Origin of the sequence: Novosphingobium sp. SG751A, assembly GCF_013149295.1 — a bacterium.
GTDB lineage: Bacteria > Pseudomonadota > Alphaproteobacteria > Sphingomonadales > Sphingomonadaceae > Novosphingobium.
Genome location: NZ_JABGCB010000002.1, coordinates 408,223 through 423,083, shown reverse-complemented (window position 1 = coordinate 423,083; position 14,861 = coordinate 408,223). Strand labels below are relative to the sequence as shown.

General features: G+C 63.4%; 13 protein-coding genes. 6 read left to right on the top strand and 7 right to left on the bottom strand.

All coding sequences use genetic code 11. From position 1 onward, the window contains the following. The first annotated feature begins 93 nt into the window (after positions 1-93). The 3 genes from FHW96_RS04300 to FHW96_RS04290 are packed head-to-tail and all read left to right on the top strand — an operon-like array spanning position 94 to position 1,961. Positions 94-582, top strand: coding sequence for a hypothetical protein (locus FHW96_RS04300; RefSeq protein WP_172339302.1), 489 nt, complete (start codon positions 94-96; stop codon positions 580-582). Between the two features lie 9 nt (positions 583-591). Beyond that, on the top strand, positions 592-1,080 hold the full coding sequence (locus FHW96_RS04295; protein WP_172339301.1) for a DUF6644 family protein: 489 nt from the start codon (positions 592-594) through the stop codon (positions 1,078-1,080). After that, entirely contained in the window at positions 1,077-1,961 is an 885-nt protein-coding gene (locus tag FHW96_RS04290; RefSeq protein ID WP_172339300.1) for an alpha/beta fold hydrolase, read from the top strand. The genes FHW96_RS04295 and FHW96_RS04290 overlap by 4 nt, the downstream gene beginning before the upstream one ends. A 48-nt stretch (positions 1,962-2,009) precedes the next feature. Here the strand turns inward: FHW96_RS04290 and FHW96_RS04285 are convergent, their stop codons facing one another. The 4 genes from FHW96_RS04285 to FHW96_RS04270 all read right to left on the bottom strand — a co-directional run bounded on the left by FHW96_RS04285 (position 2,010) and on the right by FHW96_RS04270 (position 4,834). Next, entirely contained in the window at positions 2,010-2,702 is a 693-nt protein-coding gene (locus tag FHW96_RS04285; RefSeq protein WP_172339299.1) for a hypothetical protein, read from the bottom strand. Next, complete coding sequence (locus FHW96_RS04280) at positions 2,699-3,538, bottom strand: hypothetical protein (protein WP_172339298.1); 840 nt, start codon at positions 3,536-3,538, stop codon at positions 2,699-2,701. The genes FHW96_RS04285 and FHW96_RS04280 overlap by 4 nt, the downstream gene beginning before the upstream one ends. Before the next feature lie 36 nt (positions 3,539-3,574). Next, a complete protein-coding gene (locus FHW96_RS04275; RefSeq protein WP_172339297.1) occupies positions 3,575-3,958 on the bottom strand; it encodes a DUF6152 family protein in 384 nt (127 codons plus the stop codon). A gap of 93 nt (positions 3,959-4,051) precedes the next feature. Continuing rightward, a complete protein-coding gene (locus tag FHW96_RS04270) occupies positions 4,052-4,834 on the bottom strand; it encodes a nuclear transport factor 2 family protein (RefSeq protein ID WP_172339296.1) in 783 nt (260 codons plus the stop codon). A 262-nt stretch (positions 4,835-5,096) separates the two neighbouring features. Here FHW96_RS04270 and FHW96_RS04265 point away from each other — a divergent pair, with 262 nt between their 5' ends. Together FHW96_RS04265 and FHW96_RS04260 are read left to right on the top strand one after the other, a co-directional pair. Continuing rightward, entirely contained in the window at positions 5,097-5,879 is a 783-nt protein-coding gene (locus FHW96_RS04265) for a phosphatase PAP2 family protein (protein WP_172339295.1), read from the top strand. A 141-nt stretch (positions 5,880-6,020) separates the two neighbouring features. Then, positions 6,021-8,891: a TonB-dependent siderophore receptor gene (locus tag FHW96_RS04260; protein WP_172339294.1), complete on the top strand. Its 2,871-nt coding sequence runs from the start codon at positions 6,021-6,023 to the stop codon at positions 8,889-8,891. A 67-nt stretch (positions 8,892-8,958) separates the two neighbouring features. Here FHW96_RS04260 and FHW96_RS04255 read toward each other — a convergent pair whose 3' ends face one another. Continuing rightward, on the bottom strand, positions 8,959-9,318 hold the full coding sequence (locus FHW96_RS04255; protein WP_172339293.1) for a c-type cytochrome: 360 nt from the start codon (positions 9,316-9,318) through the stop codon (positions 8,959-8,961). Between the two features lie 142 nt (positions 9,319-9,460). Here FHW96_RS04255 and FHW96_RS04250 point away from each other — a divergent pair, with 142 nt between their 5' ends. Further along, on the top strand, positions 9,461-10,960 hold the full coding sequence (locus FHW96_RS04250) for an FAD-binding oxidoreductase (RefSeq protein ID WP_172339292.1): 1,500 nt from the start codon (positions 9,461-9,463) through the stop codon (positions 10,958-10,960). A gap of 19 nt (positions 10,961-10,979) precedes the next feature. Here FHW96_RS04250 and FHW96_RS04245 read toward each other — a convergent pair whose 3' ends face one another. Beyond that, entirely contained in the window at positions 10,980-12,170 is a 1,191-nt protein-coding gene (locus tag FHW96_RS04245) for a multidrug effflux MFS transporter (protein ID WP_172339291.1), read from the bottom strand. A gap of 94 nt (positions 12,171-12,264) precedes the next feature. Then, complete coding sequence (locus FHW96_RS04240; protein ID WP_172339290.1) at positions 12,265-14,661, bottom strand: TonB-dependent receptor; 2,397 nt, start codon at positions 14,659-14,661, stop codon at positions 12,265-12,267. Positions 14,662-14,861 lie beyond the last annotated feature (200 nt).

Sequence of the window (14,861 nt, the reverse complement as noted above, 5' to 3'; positions counted from 1 at the left end):
CTTAAACGCTAATTGCGTCTTGTTCTCTCTCCTCTTTCCGGCGATCCCTTGCAACCAAGGCGTGTCAAACGCCGCCATAAAGAGGAGAGGTTCATGGACGCCATGCGCGCCCTTGTCGACATTATCGCCGCCTCGCCAATCAGCATCACGATCCAGAGCATTTCCTGGCTGATCCCGATTGTGCAGAGCATCCACATCATCGCCATCGCCGCCGTCATGGCCAGCGCGGTGCTGCTCAACACGCGCATCGCGGGGCTGGCGGGCAGCAGCGAGGGGTTTGACATCCTGCTCGGGCGCTATCTGCCATGGGTGTGGCGGGCGCTGCCGGTGCTGGCGATCAGCGGGATCATCCTGATCATCGGCGAACCGGAACGCGAATTGATGAGCTATGTATTCTGGATCAAGATGGCGCTGCTGATCGTGGTCCTCTCGCTTTGCGCGATGATTGCGCGGGCCGGTTCGCCCCAGCCTCTGGCCGATTTGTCGCCCGAAACGCGCGGGCGCCTGCGGATGCTGGCGCTGCTCTGTCTGGCGGCTCTGGTGGGCATCATCGCCTGCGGCCGCCTGATCGCCTACGCATAAGAGGACTCTATGGCTTTCCAAGAAATATTCGAGGCCATCGAGGCCCTGCCCTTTGCCACCGCAATTGCCGAATCCACATGGATGTTTCCCGCCATTGAGGTGGTGCATGTGCTGGCGCTGGTGATGGTGCTGGGCACGATTGCGATGGTCGATCTGCGCCTGCTGGGCCTTGCCCGGCGCGACATGGGGGTTTTGCGGCTGACGCGCGAAACGCTGACATGGACATGGGCCTGTTTTGTGCTGGCCGCGATCACGGGCGCTCTGATGTTCGCCTCGGCGGCGGTGCGCTATTCGGGCCTGTTTCCGTTTCAGGCCAAGATGGTGCTGCTGGCGCTGGCGGGGCTGAACATGGCGTGGTTCCATTCGACCGCCTATCGCGGCGTTGACCAATGGGACCGCCAATTGCCCCCGCCCGCCCCGGCGCGGATCGCGGGCGCGCTGTCGCTTACGCTCTGGACCTCGATCATCATCGCCGGTCGCTGGATCGGTTTCCTGTGAGCGCGCTTCATCACGCCAGCCGCCGCTCGGCCCTCATCGGGCTGGGCGGCGCGCTGCTGGCCGCCGCCGCCACCCTCACCGCTCCCGCCATTGCAGCTCCGGCCATCACCGAACACATGACCGAACACATGGTCGATGCCCCCGGCGCACGGCTCTATGTCACCGACACCGGCGGCAAAGGCCCGGTCATCCTGCTGGCCCATCCGGCCACGGGCAGCGCGCTGATCTGGGAGCATCAGCAATCCGCCTTTGCCGCCGCAGGCTATCGCGTGGTGGCATGGTCGCGCCGCGAACATGCGCGCAGCGAAATCACCGGCGCAGACCCCGGCACCAATGAGGACATCCTGACCATTACCAAGGCGCTGAACATCGGACGGTTTCATTTCGTCGGCTCGGCCGCAGGGGGCGGCATCGCCATCCAGTTTGCCGCCGCCCATCCCGAAAGGCTGATCTCGCTGACCATGGCCAACAGCATTTCGGGCATTGCCGAACCGGCGTTCAAGGCTTGGGCCGAAGGGCTGCGCCCGCCTTCCTTCAACGCCATGCCCGCCGAAGTGCGTGAGCTTTCGCCCACCTATCGCGCCGCCAATCCGCAAGGGGCGGCGCGCTGGGTCGATCTGGAGCAGCATTCGCGCATTGCCCCGCTGGGCGCGCCGCCGCGCGCGGGGGTGACGTGGGATGATGTCGCGCGCCTGCCCATGCCGATCCTTTGGCTGACGGGGGATGCGGATCTCTATGTGCCCCCGCCCCTGCAACGCGAGGCCGGACGCCATGCGCGGCGCAGCCGCTATGCCGTGATCCCCGGCACCGGCCATTCGGCCTATTGGGAAGCGCCAGATCTGTTCAACCAGGCGGTTCTGGCCTTTCTAAAACGGCCATAAGAAAGGGGGCGGTGAGAGTTGATCTCACCGCCCCCTTTCCATTGCGCCTTATTGCTTGAGCTTGCCCGCCAGATTTTCGCGGTCGAGGCAGATGTCCTCCTTGACCGTCAAGCCCGGCTGACGATCAAACACCACCTTGGCGGTCCAGGGAGCGCTATAGGTTTCCGGGTCATTGATGGTGATCACGGCCTCCATCTGCTTAGGCCCAAGGCTGCGGAAACGCTCGGTCAACCGCGCCTTTTCGCCATGGGGCAATCCGGTCCGATCCAGCCCGGTGTTGGGGTGCAACGCCTGCACGTCCACCACCAGCGTTTCGTCTTCCCAATGGCCCGCGTTCTGGCCGAAATAGACCGGGCCGATCACCTCGCGCGGCTCCTCCATCTCGATCATGCGGACCAGCCGGTTCCACTGATAGGCAAACATCACGCGCGGCTTGGTGACGATCACCGCAAAGGGCGTTTTGGGGTCGCTCATCAAACGCGGTTCACCCGGAGGCTTGCATCGGCGCGAAAAATCCACCTTGGGATCGCCCGCCATGAACGCCGGTTTTTGCGCATTCCACGCCTTGGCCGCCTCGGGCCGAAACGGGATCGGTTTGCCGTCGGCGGGCTTCAACATGCCGTCGCCGCGCGCCTGCCACACGCCCTCGATCCAGTCCTGCGCCCCCTGAGCCTGAACCAATACGGGCGCACCGCCCCCCAGCAGGGCCAGCGCCATCAACAATTTGCCCTTTGCCATCATTGATATCCAATCCCGAATGCTTCGCCAAAGTCCTCGCAAATGTCCTCGACATAATGGAGGTCGGGCCGCCAGCGCAGCGTGACCTTCTCCACCGGGGTCAGTTGCCCATCGGTGTCGCGGAAACGTTCGATGGCGACATTGCCATCGGCCTGTTTGGTCACGCGCTCGACATAATGATCGGTGCCGGGCTTGCCGCGCGTGGCCACCTGCGTGGTGTCGATCACCAGTGTGTCGCCATCCCAGCGCGCGATGGAATCGCCGGTAAAAGACGGTTTGGCCGCCGGATCATGCTTGTCGGCAAAGGTGGCCCAGCGCAGCAGGTGGTTTTCCTCCATCAGGAACAGCACTTGGCGCGCATTGATGAGGATGGTGGTCGAATAGGAGGTCAGCCCCGCGAAAGTGTTGATGACGCAGGCCCCCGCGCCAACATTGCTGACGCGCGGCGAGGCCAGCCCGCCCGGCGCTGCCCTCGGAGGAGGCCCACCCGGCACGGCGCGGCCCGCCGCATATCCGCCAGAAGGAGCGCCACCCCCCGGAGGCGCTCCCCCCGGCGCGCGCGGTGCGCCCCCGGGCGCGCGCAGGAAATTATACATGCCGTTGAGATCGCGCGGGTCCTTCGAAGGCGGCGCACCCTGAATATTCTGGCGCGTCAGTTCCAATGCCTGCGGCTTGATCTTGCCGCCCGACAGCGCCTCTTTGAACTGGGGCGGCGCATCGACAATATCGTCAAGCGTTGCCGCCCCCACCTGCGCCATCGCGGGCATCGCCCACAATCCCACCGCCACGACGCAGGCGCAAAGCCCCGCCCGGCGATGGCTTCTCCATCGAGCCGACATCCCTGTCTCCTTTATTGTTTTATGCCTTGCGGCGGATCAGACGATGCCGAATTTCAGCACGGTGCCATCGGCCTTCTTCACGGTCAGAAATTCGCCGCCCTTGCTGCCATCGCGATTGGGCGCGACCAGCAGGCGGATCTGCTCGCCCGGCTTGACCGAATCCTTCTTCCACCCGTTGCGGGCCAGGATCGACACCGAAGGCCCTTCAAGGCGCCATTCCTCGCTGCCGCCCTTGCCGTCGGGCACGGTCACGGTCATCCACGTATGCGGATTGGCCCATTCGAACACCTTGAGCGTGCCCGCCACCACCAGCGGCTTGGACCGGTCAAAGGACGCGGCCGAATGATGCGCCATCGCCTCCCCCGGCACGCCCAGCGCCAGAGCCGCAGCAAGGACGCCAACCATGGAACTTTTCATCATCAATCTCCTGTACGCGCACATATCCCGATGCATCCGGCCCCGCCCGCCTACGCGCTAGAGGCCGGATGTGTATTTCAGGTATGCGCTAAATGCTTATTTGGCCGGGGCGGCGATCGTATAGGCCGTGGCCGCGTCGAAATGGCAGTAGGCCACCGGGATGAACGGTCCCTGCGGCGTGGATTTGCCGTCATAGCGCCACAGCTTGGCGGGCATCGCATAGCCGGGGCGGGCCTGCATCGGATTGGCCCCGGCGCGCGCCGAATCGCGGCCAGAAACACCGGCCACTTCGGCTGCGGGCTGGCGGGCGGCCATGTCGCGGGCGGTCTGCGTGATGGGGGTGGAAAACTTGGTGTTGAACACCGGGAAAACCTGAAGATGCCAGATCTTCCACTTGCCCTGTTCCTTGACGAAATCGACCGCATATTTGACCCACAGCCATGCGCCGATATCATCCGGACCGTTGATGCTGGGGCCGAAACTGTCCCACACGCCCTTGGCGGTCTGGCCATCACCCGCCACTTCGATCACCGGCGAGAACATCGAATGCATGTGCAGAATGCCGGGGCGGCGGTCCTCGTCGGGATCGGCAAAGCGGGCGCGCATGGCCTCCAGCCCCACCGGACCGCCCGGCGTCAGCCAACTGACACCCTCGGTGTTGAGCGCGAAGAGATCGGCCAGCGTGCCTTCGCCGCGCAGCGTGCCCTGATGGTCATAGCGGCCCATCAGGTTCTGGATCTCGTTCAGCGCCACCACCTTGTCGGCGGCGGGCATCACGCCGCAGGGGGCGGACACTTTGCCAGCCGCCATTACAGGCGCGCCCGTCAATGCCAAAGCGACCGCCCCCATTGCCGCCATCCGGCCAAACCATGTTTTCATTCACTCTCTCCCTTGATGGGCCGCGGATCGCTGTCCGCGCCCGGCAAAATGTTGAGCCAAAGCATAGCCATAGTTTTGCGCGGTGAAATGGGTGGGGATGCGGGGAGACAGGGGCATATTTCACGTAATCCCTTGTTTTCAATAATGGATTACAATGCCTGTCGATCCCAGGCATAGCTGAAAACCCAATTCAGGATGAAGCGCGCATGGCCTGCTCCTGCCTAAGCATCAGCAAGGAAAATGATCCGCAAAGGGGAGAAACATGCGCCGCCCGATCCACTATGCCGCCCTTCTGGCGTTGCCCGCTCTTGCATGGGGCGGGGTCACGCTGGCCCAACCCGGCCCCGCTCAACCCGGCCCAGCCCTGCCGCCCGAATATCGCGCCTATCTGACGCCTCTGGGGATCAGCCGCGATGCCATCGCCCCGGCCCCCACGCATGGATCGCCACGCGAAGCCTATGACCGCGCCGTCTTTGCCAAAACCCGCGCGCTGGAAGGATCTCCCCGCTGGACGCTGGCCCAAGCGGACGCCGGGCGCGGGGTGATGAAGGCTTTCAGTTGCGCGGCGGGTCTGTCACTGACCGACCGGGTGCCCGCACTGACCAAACTGCTCTCGCGCTATCGCACGGATCTGATCAACGCCACGCGCGCCGCCAGTCCGCGCCCCTATCAGCTGGAAAAAGGCGCAACCTGTCTGAGCGACAAGCCTTTGCAGACCGCCGGCGGCACGCCGATGATTCAGGCAGCATGGGGCTGGACGGTCGCCACCATTCTGGCCGAAGCGCTGCCCGAACGCACCGATGCGCTGATGACGCGCGCCCGAGCCTTTGGCGAAAGCGCGGCGATCTGCGGCTTTGCCGGGGCCAGCGAGGTGCATGGCGGGCGCGATCTTGGCTCGGCCATGCTGGCGCGCGCGCGTGCCCTGCCCGAATTTGCCGCCGATCTGGCGCAGGCGCAGGCCGAACTGCGCGCTCTGGCCAAGGCCGGAACCCCCGCGCCCGAAGGCTGCGCCGCCGAGGGTGCCCTTACCGCCCCCGCCTTTTGACAGCGCGCCGGGGGAGTTCATCGCTTCCCCGGCTAGCTGCTATTCTTCGACGCGCTAATATTTTCACTCTATTGCCAATGCCGAAGTCGCAGCCGGAACGCACCGGCGCCAAGCGACACAATTCAAGGGGAGAGTTCCAAGATGCCCAAGCATCAAAACGCGCTGCTGGTCACCACCGCTCTGGCCGGGATCGGCCTGATGGCCGCGCCCGCCATGGCCCAGCAGGCGTCCGAAAACACCATCAAGCCCGCCGAGATCATCGTCACCGGATCGCGCCTCGCCAATCCCAATTTTTCCTCGCCCACGCCCGTCCAAACCCTGAACGCCGAAGCCATCGCCCAGCGCGCGCCGGTGCAGATTTCCGATGTGGTCAACGAAATCCCAGCCGTGCGCACCAGCCGCTCGGCATCGGGCAGCGGCCGGGTGGCCGATCAGCAGCAGGGCGTGCAATCGCTGACCGACCTGCGCGGCCTTGGCGATGTGCGCACGCTCACGCTGGTCAATGGGCACCGGCATGTCGGCACGGTGGCCTCGGGCTCGTTTGACACCAACATGATTCCCGTCGGCCTGATCGACCGCGTGGATGTGGTCACGGGCGGCGCCTCGGCGGCCTATGGCTCGGACGCGGTGGCGGGCGTGGTCAACTTCGTGCTGAAAAACCAGATGCAAGGCATCACCGCCAGCGCGCAGGGCGGCGTCACCTCACGCGGGGATGGCCGCCAATATGCGATCAATCTGGCGGGCGGCACCAGCTTTGCCGACGGGCGCGGCCATATTATCGCCGGGCTGGACTGGGGCACGACGCTGGGCGCTGGCAATATCTATTCGCGCTACTCCGATGAACAGGGCCTGCTCTCCGTCTCAGCGGCCCAGCGCAGCTCGCTCGGCCTTGCCGCGCAGGTGTTTACCACCGGGGTCGAACTGGCCAATGTCACGCCCTATGGCCTCATCACCACCAAGACCACCGGGGGCCTGCTCAACACCTTCGATGCCTCGGGCAATGCCTCGGTCTTCACGCAGGGCACCGTGTTCGGCTCGGGCACCAGCGCGGTGATGACCGGCACCAATTCCAATTACGGCAACAGCCCCTATCGCTTCTTTCAGCTTCAGAACAAGAACTCGCGCCTTGTCGCCTATGGCCGCGCCGAGTTTGACATCACCGATGCGTGGAAAGTCTATGCCGAGCTGAACTATGCCCATACCAGCATGCCCGCCCAGCTGACCTCCTCCTATCTGGTCAGTTTTCAGGTTCCCGTCTCCAGCCTGCCCACCTCGGTCCAGTCGCAATATACCGGCACCAATGTCTCGGTGGGCCGCATCATGACCGAGAATGGCGGGGGCAATCTGACCTGGCAGAACCTCGACATGCATGACATCGTGGTGGGCACCAAGGCCAGCTTCGGCCAATGGAAGGCCGAGGCCTATTACCAGCATGGTTGGACCCATCAGGATTTCAACACCACCGGGCTTGTGCTCTCGGCGCTGTACAAGGCGGTCTACGGCTGCAACGGCACCGCCAGCAATCCGAACATGACCAGCAACCTGCTGACTCAGCTCAGCCTGTACGAAAGCGTCACGGGCAAATCCTGCGTGGCGATCAATCCGTTTGGCGCGATCACCAATTCCTCCGCGCTCAACTACATTTACAACACCCAGCATCAGAACACCGTGATCCAGAAGGACGTGGTTTCGGCCAGCATTTCGGGCACGCCTTTTGCCTTGTGGGCGGGCGATGTCTCGGTGGCGGCGGGTGCGGAATGGCGTCAGGACAAGCTCTTGGTCACCAGCGATGCGCTGGGCAATGGCAATGTCTATTCGGTGGGCAATTTCACCACCTATGGCGGCAAGAACACGGTGAAGGAGGGCTTCCTCGAAGTCGGCCTGCCCTTGCTCAAGGATCTGCCTTTCGCGCGCTCGCTGGACGTGAACGGCGCGGTGCGGCGCACCGATTACGCCATTTCGGGCGCGGTGACGACGTGGAAGGGCGGCGCCGTGTGGCAGCCGCTCGACGGATTGCGCCTGCGCGCCACATGGTCGCGCGACATTCGCGCGCCCAATCTGAGCGACCTGTTCTTCATCGGCGGCGCCCTGCCCACCAGCACGACCAACAACATCCCCGGCACCTATGGCTATAACGTGACCGGTACCACCAACATCTATGCCAGCGGCAACACCAGCCTGAAGCCGGAAAAGGCCGATACGTTCACCGGCGGCTTCACCTGGGCCGCCAAGGACGGGCCGCTGCGCGGCCTGCGCGTGGCGGTGGATTATTACAACATCCGCATCAATGGCGCGATCACCCGCCCCACCTCGGCGCAAACGCAAAGCATCTGCGCCGGGCTGCTGGCCAGCGGGGCAACGTCATGCCCCGGCATCGTGTTCAGCAACACCGGCAACGGCCTGGTTTCGGCGGGCAATCTCTCGCTCAATCTCAACCAGTTGAAGGCCGAAGGGATCGACATCGAGGTGGGCTATCGCGTGCCGGAACTGGCCCATATTCCCGGCCGGTTCGAACTGCGCGCCATGGCCAATCGGGCGCTGCATCTGCAACAGTTCCTCTCGCTGATCCGCCCCGAGCCGTTTGAAACGGCCGGATCCGCGCAGGGCGTTCCCGAATGGAGCGGCACGCTGACGCTCAGCTATATCCTCGGCAAATCGGGCGTCGATCTGCAACTGCGCGGCTTTACCGGCGTGAAATATGACACGCTCAGCGCCTATACGCTGACCGGCGGGGCCACCAATGGCGCGCAGGTGGTCGATCCCAGTGATGCCGGCTATCTCAACACCAACGCCAACAGCATCAACACCAACCGGCTGCCGGGCATGGTTTACACCAATCTGTCGGCCCATGTGGAGCTGATCAAGGGCGTCCAGCTCTTTGCGGTCATCAACAATCTGTTCGATCGCCAGCCCCCGCAATATGCCGCCATCGCCGTCACGGCGGGCAGCCGCAATCTGAATTACGATCTGCTGGGCCGGTCGTATAAGCTGGGCGTGCGCGCGAACTTCTGATCGCGGCGCAGGCGCAAAAAAAGGGCCGGTGGGAGGATGCTCCCACCGGCCCTTTTGCTTGGCCCGATCAGGATTTTGGCGCCAGCGCGAGGATGGCGGCAATCAGCGCATCGGCTTTTTTCGGCGTCACCTGATGCTGGGCGGGCATCATGGCGGGGCCCCATTTGCCCTTGCTGCCTTTGGCGATGCTTTCTTTTATCGCGGCGGCTCCCTGCGCCCCCTGTCCTGCATAGACCATGGCCACATCCTTCATGGCGGGGCCAACGCGGGCATAATCGGCGCCATGGCAAAAATGGCAGCCATTGCCCACCAATTGCCGGTTCATCGCCAGATAGGGATCGCGGTCCTGACCCTTGGTGCCCTGCGCGGATGCCGCCCCGGCGCCTGCCAATAATATCAGCGCCGCCAGTTTGCGAATATCAGTCATGCCATCTCCCCTATGTCGCAGAAATATGCGAGAATTATGGATCTGACATAGGCGATTTGCCTCTTTTCGTCCACGAAATTATCGCTACAGAGAATATATCGGAAGCGCCGGATCAACCGCGCCCGGATGGGAGATTTGTCGCATGAACACGCCTGTTACAGGCCCCAATGGCATTGGCCGACGCGGCGCGATCAAGGCGCTGGCCGGGGTCCTTTCCACCGGCATGCTGGCCGCCTGCAACGGCATGGGCCGCCCGTTGAGCGATGCGGAAAAGCTGACGCTGAACCAGAGCGTTGAAGGCAAGGTCTATTGGCTGGGCGACGAAGCCTATGAGGTGGCGCGCGGATCGACATGTTATCGGGCCAACAAGCCCAAGCGCTATCCGCAGGTCATCGTCCAGCCTTTGTCCGACAAGGACGTGGTGGCCGCGGTCAAATTCGCCAAGGCGCATGGACTCAAAGTCACCACGCGCTCTGGCGGGCATAGCTGGTCGGCCTCGCATATCCGCGACCATTGCGTGCTGATCGACATGGCGCGCATGCAGGAGATCAGCATTGACCCCGAAGCCCAGACGCTCTGGGTCAATCCCGGCATGATCGGCTCAGTCATCAACCGGCATCTGGAGCCTCACGGGCTGGTCATTCCCACTGCGCATCACCCCTCGCCCGGCATTGGAGGGTTTTGCCTCAATGGCGGGTTCGGCTGGAATTCGCGGCTGTGGGGCAATGGCGCGCATCATGTGCTGGCGGTCGATGTGGTCAATGCCGACGGCGAACTGCTCCGCGCCGATGCCACGCAGAACAGCGATTTCTGGTGGGCGGCGCGCGGCGGCGGGGCGGGCTTTTTCGGCGTGATCGTGCGGATGCATTTGCAGGCCCGCCCGCGCCCCAAATATTGGAAGGCCACGGTCTACAGCTTTGACGATGCCGCCGCCGTATTCGACGATGTGATGACATGGGCCTGCAACATCGTGCCGCATGTGCCGCCCTATCTCGAACTGGTAATGTCCACCACCGCCAACACGCGCGAGACCGGGGCGCCTTGTCCTGCGCGCATTTCCATCGCGGCGCTCGCCATCACCGATGACGAGGCGCAGGCCGATGCGGCGCTGGCGCTGCTCGACAGCGTGCCGCACCGGGAAAAGGCCAATTTCAAGGTCGAGAAGGTCCCCACCACGCTGGAGGAACGCTATCAGAGCGGTTTCAAGGCGGACCCGGCAGGGATGCGTTTTGCCGCCGACAACATGTACACCGACGCGCCCGCCGACGTGCTGGTGCCGCGCCTGCGCAAGGTCTTCCTGGAACTGCCCACGCCCCATACGCATACGTTCTGGTTCGCATGGGGGCCGTGCAAGCCCTTCCCCAAGGATATGGCGCTGTCCATGCAGGGTCCGATCTTCCTTGGCACCTATACGCTGTGGGAGGATGAGGCGCAGGACACGTTGATGGCCGCATGGCCGCCGATGCAGATGAAGGAATTGTCCGACCTGTCGCTTGGCGGGCAGTTGAACGATGAGAATATGCTGCACCACCCCCAGCGCTATTACACCGACGAGGCATGGGCCAAATATGAGGCCCTGCGGCAAAAACACGATCCGCAGGGGCGCTTCGAGGGCTTCCTTGGCAAACCGATGCCGCTGTAATACCGAAAGGCCCGCCCCCTCAGGCGGGCCTTTCTTCATGGGGCAGCGCCGCCCAGCACAGCCGCCCCATCACCGCGCATCCCGCCACGCCCAACGCCATGGGCAAGGCGGTGCCGTTCTGAAACCACGCCACCCCGCTCGACGCAACAAACCCCACTCCGAACTGGATCACCCCCAGCAGCGATGACCCGCTGCCCGCATCGCGGCGCAGGCTGCCGATGGCCAGCGTCGCGCTGTTGGGCAGGATCAGCCCCAGCATCAGCACCGCCGCCCCCAGCGCCAGCGCCACGCTCCACCCCGGTCCCATCATCGCCGCGCCCACCAGCGCCAGCCCCGACACGACATTGGCGCTCAGCGCGAAACGGAGCAGTTCGGGCGAGGAGAAATGCCGCACCAGCCGCCGGTTGGCCTCGCCGCCCGCCATCATCGCCACGGTGATCGCGGTAAACACCAGCGTATATTGCGGCTTGGTATAGGCAAATCCGGTCATGAAGGCCTCGGCCGAACCGGTGATGAAGGAAAACAGCGTGCCCGCCGCCGACCCGGACACCATGGCCAGCAGCGTGAAGCGCAGACGCCTAACGATCCGCGCGAAATTGCCGATCACGCTGCCTATCGTGATCTCGGCATGGCGGCGCTCTGGCGGCAAGGTTTCGGGCAGGCCAAAGGCGATAGCGGCCATGGTGATGATGCCCATGCCCGTCATCACCGCAAAGATCGCTCGCCAACCGCCCAGCATGATGATCCCCACCCCCAGCGTTGGTGCGACCAAGGGCGCGATCATCCCGATCAGCGTGAGCGCGGCGAAGGCACGCGCCAGTTCATCGGCATCATACAAATCGCGCACCACCGCCCGCGCCAGCGTCAGCCCGCAGGCGCCCCCCAGCGATTGCACCAGCCGCAGCGCGACGAACGCCTCGATCCCCCGTGCGAAACAGGCCGCGAAAGCCGCCAGCGTGAACACCGCCGTGCCGATCATCAGCGGGATCTTGCGACCATATCGGTCGCTGATCGGGCCATAGATCAATTGCCCCGCGGCCATGCCGAAAAAGAACACCGACAGGCCGGCCGCCACGCCTGAGGCCGACCCGCCCAGATCAGCGCGCATATCGGGCAGAGCGGGCAGATAGCTGTCGGTGGCCAGCGGGCCAAAGGCGGTGAGCAGCGCCAGAATGGCAATCAGGCGTCGAGGTGGGATAACAGGCGGCATCAGGCTCTCCATCACAAGAGCGCCACCTTTAGGCAAAGGCGCGGGCTGCGATAGCAACCCGCGCCGCATTTCACTTATGCATCAACGTATAAGATCAAAACTTGCCCGTCAGACGCAGGCCAAAGGTGCGCGGCGGGTCCAGCGTGGCCGAACGCGCGCCCGCCACATTACTCGACGGGCGGAAGAAGGTGCCAAGCGCCGTCTGGCCGCCCGAACCCACACCCACCACGGCCTTATCGGTCAGGTTCTGGACATAGAGCTGCACCGTGAAGCGATCCTTGGCGTCATGCCATGTCAGATCCATGTCCAGCTTGGCATAGGCATTGCGGATATCGCCGGGGGTCAGCAGCGCCGGGTCGATGATGCGCAGCACCGCGCTGCTTTCATAATGGACGCGCCCGCCCGCCACCAGCCGCGAACCATTGGCCAGATGAAACGTGTGCTCATAATTGCCCACGATCGTCCATTCGGGCAGATTGTTACGGCCCAGATTATATTGCGACACCAGCGCCGAGGTGTTGAGCGTGGCCACCGGCGGGGTGCTGTCATACTTGCCCTTGGTCCACAGGGCGTCGATGCCGATACGGTCATTGGGCGTGACAAAGGCCTGAAGATCGACCTCTGCGCCATAAAGATTGCCGTTGAAGTTCGAGGGATAGGAGGTTTGCCCGATGGCGATGCCGTTCAGGTAATAGAGCTGAAGCTGGCTGACCTGCTGATCCTTGTACTTCCAGTAAAAAGCCGAGGCATTGAGTTGCAGCTTGCCCCCCATGAAGCGGTTTTTCGAGCCGATTTCATAAGCGGTCAGATGCTCGGGCTTGTAATTGTTCTGCGTTCCCACAGTAAAGCCGCCCGCCCGAAAACCGGTGCGCGCCGTGGCATAGAGCAGCGAACCGGGGCGCGGATCGAATTCCACGCCGACCTTCCAACTGGTGTTGCCATCGCGGTACTGCCCGCCATTGGGCACGACGCAGAAGTTGGTGGGGAAATAGAACTGGCCGTCGAAGAGGGTCGGGGCCGATGGCGTGCCCCCGCTGGTGCAGGTGCCGCCCGCCGCGGCAATCGTGGTCACATCGCTGCTCGAAAGACCGCTGGCAACGGTATAGCCGTTCTGGCTCTTGCCGTCGCGCGTATAGCGAATGCCTGCGTTGAACCGCAGATTGGGCGTCAAAGCATATGTCGTATCGCCAAACACGGCCACGTTATGATTGTTCAGCTTGGGCGTGCGCAGGATGGCATAACCGGTGCTTTGCAGATTGTTGAGCGTGGCGTCCTGATCCTCGTTGAACAGGAACGCGCCCAGCGTCCAGCGCAGCGGGCCATTGCCGGTCGAGGACAGGCGCGCCTCCAGCGAGAGCTGGTCGGCATAGGTCAGGTTCCAGAATTTCAGACCGTTGGAATAGGTCATGAAATCGATCTTGGTATGCACATAGGAAGGCTGAACCGTCAGCGTGGCCCATGGCATGGCATAGGTGATTTCGGTGGACAGGATCAATTGATCGGCATTGTTGCGCCCATCCTGACCATAGACCGAGGTGCTGCCATAGCCGGTCGGGCCGGTGTTGGTAAAACCTTGCGGATTGGAAACCGCATTGACGCCGCCCACGCTGGTCGAGGCGAAGGAGGGGCAGAGCAACTGGTTTGAACAAGTGCCCGCCGCGCCAAGGCCGAACCACGGGTTGGACGGATCGATCCATTCCTGCGATCCGTTCATGTAATAGCGCCACGTGCTGTAGGGCCCGCGCGAACGGTTGAAATAGGCGTCGGCAAACAGCAGCACCGAAAGCTTCTCGCTCGGCTTCCACAGCAGGCTGCCGCGCAAGCCGTAATTGTTCGCATCATCAAGGCCGTTGGTGAAATAGCCATCATGGCGCGTGGTCTGAAACGCCACGCGGCCCGCCAGATTTTCGGTGATCGGCGTGTTGATGTAACCGCTGGTGTTGAGCGTGTTGTAATTGCCCAGCGTGATCGAACCGCCGCCGGCCAGTTCATCCTTCGGTCGCGCGGGGATCAGGTTGATCGCGCCGACCGTTGCATTGCGGCCATAGAGCGTGCCCTGCGGGCCTTTGAGGATTTCGACGCGCTCAAGGTCGTAATAGGCGCTGTTGGCCGAGATCTGACGCGCCAGCGGCACGCCGCCATAGTTGAAGGCCATGATCGTATCGGCATATTGCGTGCCCGCGCCGCTGGCCAGACCGTAAAGGCCGATATAGGCGTTGGGGTTGGCCACGCTCAGCTTCAGCCCCGGCACGCTGTCGAGCATCGTGCGGCTGTCGCGCACGCCGCTTGATGCCAGTTGTTCGGCCCCCAGCGCGGTAATGTTGAGCGCGGTTTTCTGCGTGCTGCTGACGCGGCGTTCGGCGGTGACGACGATGTCCTGAATGGCCGAAACTTCCGGCGCGCTTGCCGGCGGCGCCCCTGCGGCCGTGGCAGGCGTGCCGATCAGGGCAAGCATAGTGGATCCCAGCAGGGCAAAGCGCTGCATACTCATTTTTCTCTCCCCAGTCCTTCACCCCGATACCGGCTGTTTTATTCGCCCTAAGGCATCGGGGCCTCGGCCATGCTTATGGCAGGCGGGTTTGCGCTCCACTACTACCGCCGGGTGAATATCAGGCCTCCGGTAAAACCGAAGCTTCGGGCAATCCCGTTCTGCATGTAACGGCATAGCTGGTATTGAACGCCCGCGCCTAT